We start from the raw sequence: 15,963 nt of genomic DNA, 5'->3' as shown, positions 1-15,963 counted from the left end.
GCAGTGCAAATAAAACGCACTGTGGAAGTCGAATCCACAGTGCGTTTGTTTATGCGCCTATTTTTACTCGATCATTATTACTGGCGCACGATGCTATCATCTGGAACTGGTCCGCCGGCAATTTGGCGGTAGGCGTGTGCTTGCGCAAGAAGATATACCGGCAGCACAATGATGGTGCCGATGCCGAAGGTGGCCATAATGATGAAGAACATAATAATGCCCATGACTACGTTAAAGCCAAGCAAACGCAGGTAGTTCGAAGCGCCTGCTTTAAATCCTTGGACAATTGCTTGACCGAACCCGGCGCGCCCATCAGCGGCATACCAGACCATCAACTGATACAGCGGGGTGAGCAACAAAGTGCCAAAGAGCAACAGAGCAGACAGGCCAAGCAAGCTCCCCATATTCTCGTTCACGGCGTTGATCACGGCTTGTTCATCTGTTCCCGCAGCTTCTACTTGGGCGATAAAGCCATTGACTGCTTGGTCGATAAAGAGGAACGTGATCACCATGCTAATTAGCCACAACACTACGGTAATGGCGATTGCTGGCCAGTAGTGGACGTCTTTGCCAATCGAGGACCATCCGGTCGCGCGGGTATCAACTTCATGGGTTGCCAGGCGGTAAAGGAAAGGCATCAGCAGCAGGGTGAGCAATCCGACGATATTGCTTGCAATATCCGGCCCGATTTGCATGCTGCCATTCGTTGATGCAGGTGCGCTGAAAGCACCGGCAATAAAACCTAGGACTACAGACAAGGCCAGAAAAGCTAGCGCTCCCAACAACCACAGCTTGCCGTTAGAGAATGTGCGCTTGAATCCGAAACCAATGGCGCTAAAAATCTGTAGCTGGCCATTGGTTTGCACGAGGTTAGTGGAATAGCCTGCAGCATTTTCAGGCTGTCCGGAATAGCCTGGGCCGCCGAATTGGGCGCCACTGTAGCCATTTGTACCGTAGGCGGAGTCATAGCCTGAGGAATAGTTGGGCTCTGATTTGCCGTACCCAGGTTGGTCTTCAGGGTGATCGGTCGCACCATAGCGCGGCAGTTCCCCAAATCCATCATTGCCATTACCGTCAGGCTCATTGCCGTGGTCATTGTTCCCACCGTTATATGGAGTGCTCAATTTCTACTCCTTCTCCCTCGATTGTCTTTTTGCGTTGCCTGCGCGGCGCTTTCCTCCCACGCTACCGCCTCAGCCTATTTTTAATTGTTTCATACACGGAACTTTCTCGAACGCTCCCCTGCGCTTTTAGCAAGTGGGGAAAGAATCTAATTGCGGGTATCATTTCCCACTAGCCATGAGTAACTCACGAAGCGATAATTCCCCTGAATCTTCCAACGCTCCAACCCGTAACCAGTTGTATGAGCGTTTAGCGCACGTCCCTTTGACGGATGAGCGCTCTTTTCGCCGTCGCTTAAGCAAAGCACGTGCTCCCCAGGCACTTGCAGCTATTGGCGCAGATATCGATAAAGCGGTCGGACGCGTTGAGCTTATCGATGCCCACGTGCCACCCATCGAATATCCCGAAGCTTTGCCGGTTAGTGCCCGCAAGGATGACATTGCAGAAGCGATTGCTAAAAACCAAGTGGTAATCATCGCTGGTGAAACCGGTTCGGGTAAAACTACGCAGATCCCGAAGATTTGTTTAGAGCTCGGTCGCGGACGTCGCGGCTTAATCGGGCACACACAACCTCGTCGATTGGCTGCACGCACCGTCGCTGAGCGTATCGCTGATGAGCTGGGGCAAGATTTGGGCGATTCGGTCGGTTATGCGATTCGTTTTGATGACCGAGTAACAAATACCACTGCTGTGAAGCTGATGACCGACGGTATCTTGTTGGCGGAGATGCAAAGGGATCGTTTCCTGAATGCCTATGACACCATCATCATCGATGAAGCACATGAGCGTTCTTTGAATATCGACTTTCTATTGGGCTACCTCAAGCGGCTTTTGCCGCGCCGGCCAGACCTGAAAGTCATCATTACCTCTGCGACCATTGACCCAGAGCGCTTTGCTGAGCATTTTGCAGATCAAGAAGGCACGCCAGCTCCAATTATTGAGGTATCGGGTCGTACCTACCCCGTCGAGATTCGCTATCGCCCGTTGCAGTTTGAGCGTGAGGGCAAGTTAGTCGATCAAGACCCGCTCGATGGATTGTGTGAGGCTATCGCTGAGCTTATGAAAGAAGGCAGTGGAGATATCCTCTGCTTCTTCCCGGGAGAGCGTGATATCCGCGATGCCATGGAGGCTATTGAGGCACGCCACTGGCGCGGGGTGGAAGTCACTCCCTTATATGGGCGCTTGTCTAACCAAGAACAGCACCGCGTTTTTAGCCCGCATTCCTCCCGCCGCATTGTCCTAGCAACCAATATCGCCGAAACTTCCTTGACGGTCCCCGGCATTCACTATGTTGTGGACACTGGCACCGCGCGTATCTCCCGCTATTCCACGCGCACGAAGGTTCAACGCCTGCCCATTGAACCGATTTCACAAGCCTCAGCCAACCAGCGCTCGGGACGTTGTGGACGTGTCGCCGACGGCATCGCCATTCGCCTTTATTCTGAAGAAGACTTCTCATCGCGTCCGGAATTTACTGATCCAGAGATCTTGCGTACCAACCTTGCGAGCGTCATCTTGCAGATGGTCTCGCTGCGTTTGGGCGCAATCGAGAAATTCCCTTTTGTCCAACCCCCTGAGCCCAAAGCTATTCGTGATGGCCTGATGGTTTTGCACGAGCTCTCTGCTTTAGAAGACGAAGAGCAGGATGGGCTGCCGAAGCTGACCACCGTCGGCAAAGACCTGGCACGCATCCCGGTTGATCCGCGCATGGCACGCATGCTGGTCGAAGCCCACAAGCTGGGAGTGCTTAACGATGTCATGGTGATCGTCGCTGCCATGACCATCCAGGATGTGCGCGAGCGTCCCCTTGAATTCCAGACACAAGCGGATCAGGCGCACGCACGCTTTAAAGATAAAACCTCTGATTTCCTGTCCATGCTTAAGCTGTGGGATTACATCCAGGATTCCCGCGATGAAATGTCGGGCAATGCCTTCCGCAAGCGTATGAAGAAGGAATTTTTGCACTACATGCGCATTCGTGAATGGTTCGACTTGGTGCGCCAGCTGCAAGGAGTTACCAAGCAGATGGGTTGGACTGCTACAGAGACCAATCGCCGTGATGACCACATCCACCAGTCCCTGCTTTCGGGTCTGTTGTCTAATATCGGTGCCCGCGATGGCAATTCCAAGGAATTCTATGGCGCACGCAATACAAAATTCTTAATCTTCCCTGGCTCGGCTCTGGCTAAGAAACCACCAGAGTTCATTATGGCTGCAGAGCTCGTGGAGACTTCACGTCTTTGGGCACGCGATGTTGCCAAGATTGACCCGGCATGGGTGGAGTCTTTGGCTGGGAATCTCCTGCGCCACAACTATTCCGAACCAACGTGGTCCACTAAGCGTGCAGCCGCCATGGCAACGCAGCGCTCTACGCTCTACGGCGTCACAGTCGTGGCCGACCGCATTGTGCCGTATCACCGCATCGATCCGGTGGCTGCTCGCGATATGTTTATTCGAGAGGCACTGATTGGTGGCAACTGGAATACCCACCACCACTTCTTCCACGACAACGTCAAAAAGCTTGAGGATGCAAGCCAGTATGAGGAAAAAGCACGCCGTCGCGGCATTGTTGTCGACGAAGATACGCTCTTTGAGTTCTACGACAAGCGCCTGCCGGCCAAGATTACAACTGGGCGCTACTTCGACTCATGGTGGAAGAAGGAACGCCACAAAAATCCCACGCTCTTAGACTTTGACCCCGAAGAACTACTCAACGACGATTCTGCAGTTACCGAGGATGCCTTTCCTGATCATTGGAAGCAAGGCTCCATTGACTTGGAATTGACCTATCGCTTCGAACCAGGCGATGCCATGGACGGTGTCACCTTAATGGTGCCTGTTCCACTATTAGCGGGCTTAGACAAAGAGGGCTTCGATTGGCTCGTGCCGGGCTTGCGAGAAGAACTTGTCACAGAGTTGATGCGCACATTGCCGAAGGCTTTGCGCCGCTCCGTGGTCCCCGTACCAGAATTTGCGCGCCGGGCCTTGGATAAGTTGATCCCTTATCAAGGACGCTTGGTGCAGCAATTAGCTGATGTCTTGCGTGATTTAGGCGGTTCGGGGATCTCTGCTTCCGACTTCCGTCCGGAGGCTTTGCCCGCACACTTGAAGTTCAACTTCGCTGCGGTGGACAAAAAGGGCAAGGTTATTGACTCGGATAGGGACTTAGCTCAGCTGGTCAAGCGCCAAGCAGGATCCATTAGTTCTTCAGTATCGCAGCTCGGACGTGCACAAGAGTCTGCTGCTGTTAATGAATGGACGGAAGAGACTCTAGGCAGCGTGGACGAAGAAGTCGCCACCGTGGTCGATGGCCACGAGGTTGTCGCATACCCAGCACTAGTGGCCACACCAGATGGAATTGCTATAAAAGTCCACGCGACGAAAGCCGCAGCTGACTCTGCGATGATAACAACCACGCTGACTTTGCTCATGCGTGAAATCACCGTCAACACAACACAGATGATCAAGGGTTTGCCTCTACAGCAGCGTGTGGCCATTGATAACTATGGCGCTGAGGAATTGGTCAATGATGCGCGCGTTGCCGCAATCCGCGATGTCATGATGGACGCCGGCGGTCCGGTTCGCTCTCCTGAGGAGTTCAAGGCTCTAAAAGAAAAGGTTAAGCCACAGGTGCCTGGTCGTGTACGGCAATCCATCGTTGCCTTAGCTCCTGCGATGGTGCAATACTCACGCGTAGCCGATGAGCTGAAGAAGTGGACTGGGCCTGCAATTGATGACATGGTCAAGCAAATGGAATTTCTACTGCCGAAGCATGCAGTGACCATTCACGGCATTGAGCACTTGCGGCATCTCCCCCGCTATTTGCAGGCGATGCTCATCCGCTTGGAAGAAATGGGCCATGACCCAGACAAGGATGCTGACCGTCAGGCAGAGATCGACAATGCTAAGGCCTACTTGGACAATAAGCTGCGTAATCTGCCAGCTGGTCGAGCCCGCTCACGCGAGATCAAAGCTATTCGGTGGATGATACAAGAGCTACGTGTCTCCCTTTTTGCGCAGCGCCTTGGCACTGCGCATGCCGTATCCCTGCGGCGGATTCAAAAGGCTGTAGACAAACTCTAAGAAATCCCGATTCGGCTTAGACGTCGCGCTCACGCCGGCGCATGAGTCGAATCTCAGATTCGAAATCATCCGCGCTGTCGAAAGATTTATACACAGACGCAAAGCGCAGGTAAGCAACCTCATCGAGGTCCCGCAGTGGATCCAAGATCGCCAAACCAATGTCGTTGGCATTGACCTGGGAACTGCCATGACTGCGTACACGCTCTTCTACTTCTTGCGCCAAGCGCTTGAGCGCATCATCGCTAACATCGCGACCCTGGCATGCTCGGCGCACACCGCGAATAAGTTTATCGCTGCTAAAAGGCTCTGCTAAGCCATTGCGTTTAACCACTAGAAGGATGGCTTTTTCAATGGTGGTAAATCGACCGCGACATGATGCGCATTCACGGCGCCGGCGGATTGATGAGCCGGCATCGATGACACGAGAGTCAATGACACGGGATTGTTCATGATGACAAAATGGGCAGTACACCAAGCGTCCTTACGTAGAATTCCCAACACGTACTAACCGTGCGAGGGGTTTTAATACTAGAACTAGTGTACTGCCCTGCCCGAATCCACTACGGACTACCCAAATGGTCTATCAGGATGAGATGCGACCCGGCTGTAGGAAAGCTTTTAGCGAGTTTGCACGCTGTGGGAAAAAGACGAAGAGCTAACAGTTGGCGCAGGGGCTACTGGCTCATCTGAGGTATTAAAGCCAGCAAATAAAATGCTAGAAAATACTGCCGCACCGAACACAGCACCGAGAGCAAGGTTGCTTCGAACGCTTTCCCAGCGACCCATAGATTCAGGAGCTTCAACAGACTCGAAAGAACGGGCCTGTTCGAAAGTGTTTCGTTGTGGTGTTCTAGCAACCGAGTCGAGAGTTCGGACTCGGTTGACGCGAGGTTCGCGCACTGCAGGCTCCCACACAGATGCAGCAGGAGCCTGGCCGGCACGTGCGATTGACTTCAAGGAAGAACGAGTTGAATGAGCATTTCCGCGATTAAGAGCAATAGCCATGATGTTATCCTTTCGGTTACGCAAGAGACACTATCTAACTTCCTAGACACTCCAGATGTCCATTCGCGCAACTGTTCGATTATTTATCTATGTTCGATTTATAACAGGATTTCGAAACTTTGTCCACACCGGGCGCGAAATAGTCGAACATGGGTGCAAAACATGATACAAATGGAGTATCGATTAAAACAGGCAAGTTTCACCGTCTACCAAAATCTCGCAGTCACTGTTCTAAGTTCATTCGAGCTAAGCCGCCCAGTACCCAAGATTTTGGATACCGGCTTAGATATCCAAGGAGCTAAAATGGCTAAACCCCGAGGTATTACTCCCCGGCCCGACATTTCCGAACTTTCACCACGCCAACGTCGAATTCTCGAAGTCATCAAAGACGCGGTCGTACTGCGCGGCTATCCACCAAGCATTCGCGAAATCGGGGATGCGGTTGGACTGCAGTCAACTTCTTCGGTCGCCTACCAACTCAATCAGCTCGAACAAAAGGGCTTCTTGCGCCGTGACCCCAATAAGCCTCGCGCTGTCGATCTTCGCCAATTTGCTATGGATGATGAATCCAAGCCAGGCCGCAAGACTGCTGCAGAGCCGGTAGTTGAAGACACTTTGCCTGAGACCGCATCCAGCGTGAGCTACATTCCTGTGGTTGGACGCATTGCAGCCGGCGCACCTATTACCGCGGAAGAAAATGTTGACGCGTACTACCCACTGCCTGATGACATCGTGGGCAAGGGTGAGCTCTACATGCTTAAGGTAGTTGGTGAATCCATGAAGGATGCAGCAATTCTGGACGGCGACTGGGTCATTATCCGCTCCCAGCCAACAGCTGAATCTGGTGACTTTGTTGCAGCTTTGCTAGACAACGAAGAAGCCACCGTGAAGGAATTCCACCAGGATTCCAGCGGTGTGTGGCTGCTTCCACACAATGAGGCTTTTGCACCCATTCCAGGTGATGATGCCAAGATTATGGGCAAGGTCGTCTCCGTCATCCGCAAAATCTAGCTTTTTGGCAAATCTTTGACCGTATTTCCACGAAAGTGGGGATACGGTCTTTTTTATTGCCGGCAAATGTGGGATAGACATGTCACACTCCCCCCGAATGGGTAGTTTGCTTTTGCTCTCATTCACAGACAATCCCACATTGCTTTGTCGACTGTTAGTGCGCTGACCGTTAAGAATGTCGGTGTCTGTACTGGATATCGCCCTAATGAGCGACATGGTGACAGTGCGCGATCTGTGTTTAGTTCTGAATTTCATGGCATTCTGGAGGCAACACTGCCCCAATTAGGACAAGAATCCACATTTCCTTTTGCCTTACTCTCTTACACCCCAACCGAGTAGACATGACGTGGGTTTAATACCAATACGGCGCGATGTGACCTAGTTTTCAATTGACTTTCGCCCAAATGCGGGAAGGGATGCTAAATGTACGCTGAGGAGCGACGCCGACAGATTGCTTCAATGACTGCAGTTGAAGGCCGCGTCAACGTCACCGAGTTGTCCGAGCGCTTCGACGTCACGGCAGAGACTATTCGTCGTGATTTAGCTGTGCTGGACCGTGAGGGCGTTGTGCATCGCGTCCATGGCGGCGCTGTTGCCTCCCAGTCCTTCCAGACCTCGGAGCTGACTCTTGATTCCCGGCTGCGTTCGGCGACTACTGCCAAAATGGCGATTGCCCGCGCAGCGATGGAGTTTTTACCGCAGGGCACCGGCAGCATCTTCTTAGATGCGGGTACTACCACCAGCGCCGTAGCTGACCTCATTGGCCAAACCCCGGCAGCACACCAGCTATCCATTGTCTCTAATAGCCTGCCCATCGCCTTGTCTTTGGCCAATAACGGGGTGCAATATGTGCAGTTGCTCGGAGGTACGGTTCGCGCCATAACGCAGGCTGTCGTCGGTGATACTGCGCTGCGCACCATGGCTTTGCTGCGTGCTGATGTGGCTTTTATCGGCACCAATGCTTTGACGCTCGATCACGGTTTGTCCACTGCCGATGCGCAAGAGGCCGCGATTAAATCAGCTTTTGTCACCAATGCACACAAGGTCGTGGTGCTGTGTGACTCTTCCAAGTTAGGAACTGATTACCTCGTCAGTTTCGCTTCCTTGTCAGAGATTGATGTTGTCATCACTGATAGCGGTGCCTCAGAAATCTTTCTAAATTCACTACGGGATCGCGAGATCGACGTTGTTGTCGTAGACGACCTAGCCCGTAGCTAGGCCAACTTCTAAGCCGGCAGGCTCCCCCGATGCCTGCCGGCTTTATCTCACTTTAAGAGGCGTAGCCGTCTAACAACGCGCGAACAGCTTCGCGCGCCTCTGGTGCGCCGGGGGCCTTGATGGCAGCTTCAGCCATTTCCTGGCACTGTTCAAGAGTTACTTCAGCCAGTTGTGCGCCCACTCCCGCAATGGCGGTGGATGCTGCCGATAGCGAGTTCACGCCTAGGCCCACAAGCACGCAGGCCAAAATAGGATCGGCTGCTGCTTCACCACACACTCCGACTGGCACGTTGTTATCCGCGCCGCCGATGCAGGTGTGCTGGATCAAACGCAACACTGCTGGCTGCCATGGGTCAGTGAGATAGGCCAGCTGTGGCGACAGTCGGTCAGCCGCCATCGTGTACTGGGTTAGGTCATTGGTACCAATGGAGACAAAATCTAGGTGCGGCATGATGGTATCGGCCATCAAGGCTGCAGCCGGTACTTCCACCATCGCGCCAGGCACCAGACCACGTTCGCGGCATAGTTCAGCAAACCATTGTGCTTCTGTCGAGGTCGCGACCATCGGAGCCATGACCCAGGTTTGAGCCTTTTCATTGCGCTGTACTGCTGCTTGGGCAATGGCATCCAGCTGGCGGGTAAGCAGTGATTCGTTATCCCGCGCGATACGCAAGCCGCGCACACCGAGGGCGGGGTTTTCTTCATCGTCTAAAGTCGCATAAGAAATTGGCTTATCCGAACCAGCATCAAGGGTGCGAACTACCACCTTGGAATCTGGGAAAGCATCAAAGACCTTGCCGTAAATCTTGGCCTGCTCATCGACTGAAGGCTCACTATTGGCAGACAGGAAGGATAGTTCGGTGCGGTAGAGGCCAATGCCTTCTGCTTGGGACTGCGCTGCCAGACGTGCAGCGTTGCCATCGGCCACATTGGCAAGTACTTGGATTGCATGCCCGTCTTTGGTTTGAGCAGGACCTGTCCACTGCGCTACCTTTTCCGCGCGCTCTTTGTAGTCGGCGACGGCCTTGTGTGCTTCTGCTTCATCGGCATCCGTGGTCACGGTTCCCACCGCGCCATCGATAAAGACGACGGTGGATGATTCGATGTCGCGCAGTGATTTGCCCACGGCAACGATGCATGGAATATCCAGCTGGCGGGCAATGATTGCCGTGTGGCTGGTTGGACCACCTAGTTCGGTCACCAGGGCTTTGACGTGGTTGGTGTCCAAAGTAGCGGTATCGGCTGGGGCTAGGTCATCGGCAAAAAGGACGGCCTCGCCCTCAATATGCGGCAAGCCGGGTTCATCTTCGCCACGGAGTTGCGCAATCACGCGGTCGCGCACATCGCGCAAGTCGGTGGTGCGCTCTGCCATGACGCCACCGGCGGCTTCAAACATGGCAACGAATTTATCGGTTGCACCGACCACTGCGTATTCAGCGTTGTGTCCACCGGCAATATTTTTCTTTACTGCCTTGTGCCAGCCGCGGTCTTTGGCCATTCCCGCGGTAGCGATGAGCACTTCTTTAGCGTGGCCATCAGCATCTTCCGCACGCGTGGTCAGCCGGTCGGCGACGACTTCGGCGGCTTGTTTGAAGCGCTCGAATTCGCTGTCCCGTGCCTCTTCAGCAATTGAAGCGCCAGGTTGAGGTAATTCCGGTCGTGGACGTACCCACACAGCCGGAGCATAGGCAACGCCGGCAACAACGCCAGTACCGTTAATGGACTTTGACATGGTGTGTTCTTCTCCCTTGTCTTTGTGCGCCCTGCACACATGGTGCGCTTACGGCGCATGAGTGTGCAATGCGAACAGGTGATGCGGATTAGAGATGTGAAGTTAAATATGTGGGTTTTAATGGTGTATCCCACAAACTAACCACACAATATCATTGACAACCGGACACATTCGGGCAACAATCAACATTATTGAGTATTTTCTCGAGTATTATCCCAAGTATTCGCCATATATTCGGAAACTCAAGCTTTTTTGGCTTTTGTCCATGGCTTTGCACCCAATATAGCTAACTTTTGGAGAACCCCGCGCCTTATGATTGTGACCCTGACTCCAAATCCGAGCATCGATGCGACGATCGCTTTGGATTCCCCACTGACCCCAGGCACGGTGCACCGTGCTTCCAGTATGACCAATGCCGCAGGCGGAAAGGGCATCAATGTCGCACACGCTGTGACTTTGGCGGGAAAATCCGCTGTCGCTGTCATCCCCGCTGCGGAAAATGATCCTTTCATTTCTTTGGTCAATGACATCAATGTCGATATCTCAACCGTTGACATTGCCGAGAATATCCGCACCAACACCACAGTGACGGAAACCTCTGGACGTACCACCAAGCTCAACGGCAAGGGACCAGCGGTAGATAGCAAGGCTCAAAGCCAGCTTATCGATGCCACCTGCCACGCTGCCGCCAACGCTTCGTGGGTGGTGATGGCGGGTTCTTTGCCCAATGAAGTACCCGTTGATTTCTATGGCACGGCCATAAACGCCCTGCGGAAATCTGCACCACAGGTCAAGATTGCGCTCGATACCTCTGATAAGCCCATGGAGGAAATTGCGAAGAACCTGTCGACAGCAGCTCCCGATCTCATCAAGCCCAACGGGCTGGAGCTTGGCCAATTGGTCGGCGAAGATGGCCTGGCTTTGGAAGCGGCTGCAGAAGGTGGCGACTATTCCGGAGTTATCGCAGCTGCCCGCAAGGTCAACGCCCAGGGCGTGGGCTATGTGCTGGTGACTCTCGGTGCAGCCGGTGCCTTGCTGGTTACCGAGTCCGGGGCCTGGATCGCTAGCCCACCACCGATTGAAGTTGTTTCCACCGTCGGCGCTGGCGATAGTTCTTTAGCCGGGTTCTTACTCGCCCAAGAAGCAGGTAATGATCTTGCTGAATCGCTGCGTTACTCCGTTGCTTATGGCTCTGCGGCAACATCCTTGCCAGGCACCACCATTCCGACTCCGGATATGCTGAACTTAGCCGAGACTAATGTGCGTCAACTGAATTAAATCGCCCCTTTTTCCCCTTCTTAAATCAAGGAGAGTCCTGTCATGGCATCCGATATTATTAGAACTGACTTAGTCGCCTTAGACGCAAACTTAGGCACCTCAGTTGAATCAGTAATTACCCAACTAGCCACGTTAGTTCACGACGCTGGTCGCGCCAGTAACGTCGAAGAATTAGCGCGTCCCGCAATTGAGCGTGAATCCCAAGCTGGCACCGGCGTTCCTGGCAAGGTAGCAATCCCGCACTGCCGTTCAGCAGCAGTAAGCGAGCCAACTTTGGCTTTTGCTCGACTTTCTCAAGCGGTGGATTTCGCAGGTCCTGATGGCGATGCCGAGTTGGTATTTCTGATCGCTGCCCCAGAAGGCGGCGGCAAAGCGCACCTGAAGATTCTTTCCAAGCTTGCGCGCGCACTGGTGCGCCAGGATTTCCTCGACGCACTTCGTACTGCAAGCTCAGAAGAAGAAATCGTCGCATTAGTCAGCGATGTCGTCAACGCCGAAAAGAAAGCACCGGCCGGTGCAACCTCAGTTGCAACAGAGGGGGCGTCGACGAAAGAGGCATCGACAAGCGAAGCATCGACAAGCACTGCGAAAGCTTTGAACATTGTTGCTGTCACCGCCTGCCCCACCGGTATTGCGCACACCTACATGGCTGCCGATGCCTTGAGCCAAACCGCAGAAAAGCGCGATGACATCAAGCTCACGGTAGAAACCCAAGGCTCATCCAACAACACCCCGGTTGCACAATCGGTCATCGACGCCGCTGATGCCGTCATCTTCGCCACCGATGTGGGAGTACGCGACCGCGAGCGCTTTGCGGGCAAACCCGTCATCGAATCCGGTGTAAAACGCGCCATCAACGAACCTGATGTCATGCTGAACGAAGCCGTTGCTGCGGCGCACAACCCTAATGCGCACAAGGTTAGCGGCAGCGCAGCAAGCGCTTCGGGCACGGAAGATGCTGCTGGCCAGCTCGGCTGGGGCAAACGCATCCAGCAGGCCGTGATGACCGGTGTGTCCTACATGGTGCCCTTCGTGGCCGCCGGCGGTTTGCTGCTAGCACTGGGCTTTTTATTCGGCGGCGCCGATATGGCCAATGGCTGGCAGGCCATCTCTACCCAGTACTCACTGACCAACCTGCCAGGCCATGAGGTCGATGTCGACGGTGAGCTCCTCAGCTTTGAACGCTCTGGTCTCCTGCTGTATATCGGTGCGGTGCTCTTTGCCACCGGCCAAGCCGCCATGGGCTTTATCGTCTCCGCCCTATCTGGCTATATTGCCTACGCTTTGGCTGGCCGCCCTGGTATCGCGCCGGGCTTTGCTGGCGGCGCAATCGCCGTCACCGTCGGGGCTGGCTTCATCGGTGGTCTGGTCACTGGTTTGCTCGCTGGTCTTATCGCAATGTGGATCGGCTCCTGGAAGGTGCCACGCTGGATGAATTCCTTGATGCCGGTGATGCTCATTCCGCTGTTGACCACCCTGGTGGTTGGTCTCGCGATGTACTTCGTGCTCGGCGCACCGCTGGAAGCGTTGATGACTGGCCTGCAAAACATGCTTGGTGGCATGTCTGGTTCTTCCGCCGTGGTGCTGGGCATCGTGCTGGGCCTAATGATGTGTTCTGACCTGGGTGGCCCCATTAATAAGGCTGCTTACCTCTTTGGTACCGCAGGGCTTTCCACCGGTGATCAAGCATCCCTGGAAATCATGGCAGCGGTCATGGCCTCCGGTATGGTTCCACCAATTGCGTTGTCGATTGCAACCATCGTGCGCAAGAACCTCTTTACCCCCGCGGAGCAAGAAAACGGCAAGTCTTCCTGGTTGATGGGTCTGGCCTTCGTCTCCGAGGGCGCGATTCCATTCGCCGCCGCTGACCCATTCCGCGTCATTCCAGCGATGATGGCGGGCGGTGCAACTACCGGTGCGCTCATTATGGCACTCGGTGTGGGCTCACGTGCTCCGCACGGTGGTATCTTCGTGCTCTTTGCTATCGAGCCTATCTGGGGCTACATCGTTGCCATCCTGGTCGGTACTTTGGTTGCGGCTGTCGCCGTCATCGCTTTGAAGCAATTTTGGCCAAATAAAACCATTCAGGAAGCAGCAGCAAAAGATGCGCGAGAAAAATCAGCCCTCGCAGCTGCTTAAATGCTGATAAGCTCCGGGGACTTCGCACGAAAGTAGAACCTATCGTGGCTAAGTTTCGGATTCGACTTTAAACTGGTGTGAGTACTTTTAATCTTTGAAAGGATTTATTTATCATGGCGTCTAAGACTGTAAAGGTCGGCTCCTCCGTCGGGCTGCATGCTCGACCAGCATCCATCATCGCTGATGCAGCAGCAGAGTTTGATGAAGATATCTTCCTGGCTCTGGTTGGCGAAGAAGACGACGATGAAACTGATGCGGCATCTTCTTTGATGATCATGGCACTCGGCGCTGAACAAGGCGACGAGGTCACCGTTACCTCTGAGAACGCAGAAGCTGTAGAAAAGATTGCAGCGTTGATTGAACAAGACCTGGATGCTTAAGCGCTCAGGCTTCTAAAAAGCCTAAAGGGCTGTGGACCTTCCTCTCGGAAGATTCCACAGCCCTTTAAGTGATCATGGCTTAGTAAGCATGGATTAGCGTTCGAGATACCAATACAAGTCGGTCACTGCTGAAGAACTATCTTCGCCACCGCGGTCGACATAAACTTCAAAAGCAGGTGCTGCAACTTTTATACTTTGGCTAGCGAGCTCTTGAGAAAACTCATCCCAAGAATTACCCAGCGTGTTGTAGTTGCCGTGGTGGGTAGCGCGTGCTGCAGGACCTTCCCCAAAGGTGACTAGCTCCAGGTCATCGGCACTGCCGTCGGGGTTATCGTGCTGTGCCTTTTCAATGGCCTCACGCACGGTCTCAAGGTCTTTTTCTGCGATGACTAGTGCTGCGGCGATATCTATATCATCTGGAGAAATCGCATACGTGTAGGCACGTCCTGCGAGAGATTCTACGTTGAGGTCTTCGAGAACTGCTTCCAAACGCTCATAACTGGGTTGGAGAAACGGTGCAATCTTGGTCAATGGAACCGTAGTGCGGATACAGAAAATAGTATGGCTGGGGACAGCAACAAGGTCGAACTTCATGGCGGGCACTCCTTAAGGCTACGCCTGGAAAGTATGACGTAGCTCTCAATGCTACCACCTGTTGTACTTAGTACTTTGCCTGCTGGCCTTCACCAAGGGTTTCATATAGCTGCTTCAGAATTGGGTAGGCGATGATAATGCCTACCGAACCCCAGGCGATACCTTCCAAGGTGATGCCGAAGACCGTGAGCGTCAAGTTACCGATACCGGCCACCAAGGCGATGGCCGCGCAAGCCAAGTTCACAGGGTTGTTGAAATTGACACGATTATCCATCCAAATGCGAATACCCAGCATGCCGATGAGCCCGTAGAGCACCAGCGTCGCGCCACCGAGAACACCGGAAGGAATGGTGAAAATCAGCGCGCCGAACTTCGGGATAAACGCCAATGCAATAGCGGTTGCAGCTGCAACCCAGTACGCCGCGGTGGAGTACACGCGCGTTGCTGCCATAACGCCGATATTTTCCGCATAAGTCGTCGTTGCCGAACCACCCATGCCACCAGCCAAGGTCGTGGCCAAGCCGTCAGCTACCAAGGCGTCGCCAGCCAAGTCATCTAAGTCATGCTTGGTCATCTCACTAACAGCTTTGACGTGGCCAACATTTTCCGCGATAAGCACCACCAGGACTGGCAAAGCTACTGCGATTGCAGAGAAATTAAACTCTGGAGTGTGGAAATCAGGCAAACCAATCCATGCGGCATCAGCGATTGCTTCGGCCGCACCTTCGCTGAGATTGCCGGTCACTGCCGCAAAAATCCAGCCGATGATGACGCCAATGAGAATGCCCAAGCGCGAGATCATGCCGCGGCCAGCAATGGTGCACAGCACAATAGCGAGCAAGGTTACCGCTGCAACCACAGGCTGGGTTTGGAAATTCGAAGCGGCCGTTGGCGCAAGGTTTAGCCCGATTAAAGCCACGATAGCGCCGGTGACAGCAGGTGGCATGACGGCATCGACGACCTTGCGGCCGGCCATTTTGACGATGAATCCGATGACCATCAAACACGCGCCAGTAACCAAAATGGATCCGGCCTGTGCACCGATGCCGTACTGTTCAGAAGCCGCTAAAGGCGCGATGAAGGCAAAGGAGGATCCGAGATACGATGGCAGCCGATTGCGAGTAATCAGCAAGAACAAGATGGTGCCAACGCCGGAAAATAGCAAAGTGGTATTGACCGGGAAGCCAGTTAAGGTGGGCACCAACAATGTGGCACCAAACATGGCAATGACATGCTGCATGCCGATGCCAATGGTCCGCGGCCAATTAAGGCGCTCTTCGGGAGCAACTACTGCCCCAGGTTGAATCTTTTTACCGTCGCCGTGTATTTTCCAGCCAATTAATGAGCTCACGAAATCCTATTATGTCGCACGCACGCCTTTTCACCTAACCAAACGCGAAG

Annotated in this window: 12 protein-coding genes; 6 read left to right on the top strand and 6 right to left on the bottom strand. The window is 53.8% G+C overall.

Translation table 11 applies throughout. The features are described from left to right. Positions 1-77 precede the first annotated feature (77 nt). Positions 78-1,124: a hypothetical protein gene (locus C5Y44_RS06930; protein WP_105324261.1), complete on the bottom strand. Its 1,047-nt coding sequence runs from the start codon at positions 1,122-1,124 to the stop codon at positions 78-80. 175 nt (positions 1,125-1,299) lie between these two features. Here C5Y44_RS06930 and hrpA point away from each other — a divergent pair, with 175 nt between their 5' ends. Next, complete coding sequence (gene hrpA, locus C5Y44_RS06925) at positions 1,300-5,205, top strand: ATP-dependent RNA helicase HrpA (RefSeq protein ID WP_199186001.1); 3,906 nt, start codon at positions 1,300-1,302, stop codon at positions 5,203-5,205. Between the two features lie 16 nt (positions 5,206-5,221). Here hrpA and nrdR read toward each other — a convergent pair whose 3' ends face one another. Further along, the gene (nrdR, locus tag C5Y44_RS06920; protein ID WP_066793608.1) at positions 5,222-5,677 is read right to left on the bottom strand and encodes a transcriptional regulator NrdR; all 456 of its coding nucleotides are present in this window, start codon (positions 5,675-5,677) and stop codon (positions 5,222-5,224) included. A gap of 146 nt (positions 5,678-5,823) precedes the next feature. Beyond that, positions 5,824-6,210, bottom strand: coding sequence for a hypothetical protein (locus C5Y44_RS06915; RefSeq protein WP_105324260.1), 387 nt, complete (start codon positions 6,208-6,210; stop codon positions 5,824-5,826). A 171-nt stretch (positions 6,211-6,381) separates the two neighbouring features. On the opposite strand from C5Y44_RS06915, the gene lexA reads away from it, so the two are divergent. Beyond that, positions 6,382-7,221, top strand: a complete 840-nt coding sequence (lexA, locus tag C5Y44_RS06910) for a transcriptional repressor LexA (RefSeq protein ID WP_369831076.1) — start codon at positions 6,382-6,384, stop codon at positions 7,219-7,221. A gap of 423 nt (positions 7,222-7,644) precedes the next feature. Then, on the top strand, positions 7,645-8,439 hold the full coding sequence (locus C5Y44_RS06905; RefSeq protein WP_066793593.1) for a DeoR/GlpR family DNA-binding transcription regulator: 795 nt from the start codon (positions 7,645-7,647) through the stop codon (positions 8,437-8,439). A 52-nt stretch (positions 8,440-8,491) separates the two neighbouring features. Here the strand turns inward: C5Y44_RS06905 and ptsP are convergent, their stop codons facing one another. Then, complete coding sequence (gene ptsP / locus C5Y44_RS06900) at positions 8,492-10,171, bottom strand: phosphoenolpyruvate--protein phosphotransferase (RefSeq protein WP_105324258.1); 1,680 nt, start codon at positions 10,169-10,171, stop codon at positions 8,492-8,494. 312 nt (positions 10,172-10,483) lie between these two features. Between ptsP and C5Y44_RS06895 the strand changes: the two genes are divergently transcribed. The 3 genes from C5Y44_RS06895 to C5Y44_RS06885 all read left to right on the top strand — a co-directional run bounded on the left by C5Y44_RS06895 (position 10,484) and on the right by C5Y44_RS06885 (position 13,968). Continuing rightward, complete coding sequence (locus C5Y44_RS06895; RefSeq protein WP_105324257.1) at positions 10,484-11,449, top strand: 1-phosphofructokinase family hexose kinase; 966 nt, start codon at positions 10,484-10,486, stop codon at positions 11,447-11,449. A 42-nt stretch (positions 11,450-11,491) separates the two neighbouring features. Next, positions 11,492-13,588, top strand: coding sequence for a fructose-specific PTS transporter subunit EIIC (locus C5Y44_RS06890; RefSeq protein ID WP_105324256.1), 2,097 nt, complete (start codon positions 11,492-11,494; stop codon positions 13,586-13,588). 113 nt (positions 13,589-13,701) lie between these two features. Beyond that, a complete protein-coding gene (locus C5Y44_RS06885) occupies positions 13,702-13,968 on the top strand; it encodes an HPr family phosphocarrier protein (RefSeq protein WP_066793581.1) in 267 nt (88 codons plus the stop codon). A 93-nt stretch (positions 13,969-14,061) separates the two neighbouring features. On the opposite strand, the gene C5Y44_RS06880 is transcribed toward C5Y44_RS06885, so the two are convergent. Continuing rightward, positions 14,062-14,562 carry a GyrI-like domain-containing protein gene (locus C5Y44_RS06880; protein WP_105324255.1) on the bottom strand — a complete coding sequence of 167 codons (501 nt, stop codon included), beginning with the start codon at positions 14,560-14,562 and terminating at the stop codon, positions 14,062-14,064. Between the two features lie 67 nt (positions 14,563-14,629). Further along, on the bottom strand, positions 14,630-15,913 hold the full coding sequence (locus C5Y44_RS06875) for a uracil-xanthine permease family protein (RefSeq protein WP_105324254.1): 1,284 nt from the start codon (positions 15,911-15,913) through the stop codon (positions 14,630-14,632). Positions 15,914-15,963 lie beyond the last annotated feature (50 nt).

The sequence above is a fragment of the Corynebacterium sp. J010B-136 genome (genome assembly GCF_002967075.1).
GTDB lineage: Bacteria > Actinomycetota > Actinomycetes > Mycobacteriales > Mycobacteriaceae > Corynebacterium.
This window is presented reverse-complemented; position numbering and strand designations above follow the sequence as displayed.

What these genes read in the sequence shown, in the direction of transcription:
- C5Y44_RS06895 (WP_105324257.1), top strand. Translation starts at nt 10,484, where the DNA reads ATGATTGTGACCCTGACTCCAAATCCGAGCATCGATGCGACGATCGCT.
- C5Y44_RS06915 (WP_105324260.1), bottom strand. Translation starts at nt 6,210, where the DNA reads ATGGCTATTGCTCTTAATCGCGGAAATGCTCATTCAACTCGTTCTTCC.
- C5Y44_RS06885 (WP_066793581.1), top strand. Translation starts at nt 13,702, where the DNA reads ATGGCGTCTAAGACTGTAAAGGTCGGCTCCTCCGTCGGGCTGCATGCT.
- C5Y44_RS06905 (WP_066793593.1), top strand. Translation starts at nt 7,645, where the DNA reads ATGTACGCTGAGGAGCGACGCCGACAGATTGCTTCAATGACTGCAGTT.
- C5Y44_RS06880 (WP_105324255.1), bottom strand. Translation starts at nt 14,562, where the DNA reads ATGAAGTTCGACCTTGTTGCTGTCCCCAGCCATACTATTTTCTGTATC.
- C5Y44_RS06890 (WP_105324256.1), top strand. Translation starts at nt 11,492, where the DNA reads ATGGCATCCGATATTATTAGAACTGACTTAGTCGCCTTAGACGCAAAC.
- ptsP (WP_105324258.1), bottom strand. Translation starts at nt 10,171, where the DNA reads ATGTCAAAGTCCATTAACGGTACTGGCGTTGTTGCCGGCGTTGCCTAT.
- lexA (WP_369831076.1), top strand. Translation starts at nt 6,382, where the DNA reads ATGGAGTATCGATTAAAACAGGCAAGTTTCACCGTCTACCAAAATCTC.
- hrpA (WP_199186001.1), top strand. Translation starts at nt 1,300, where the DNA reads ATGAGTAACTCACGAAGCGATAATTCCCCTGAATCTTCCAACGCTCCA.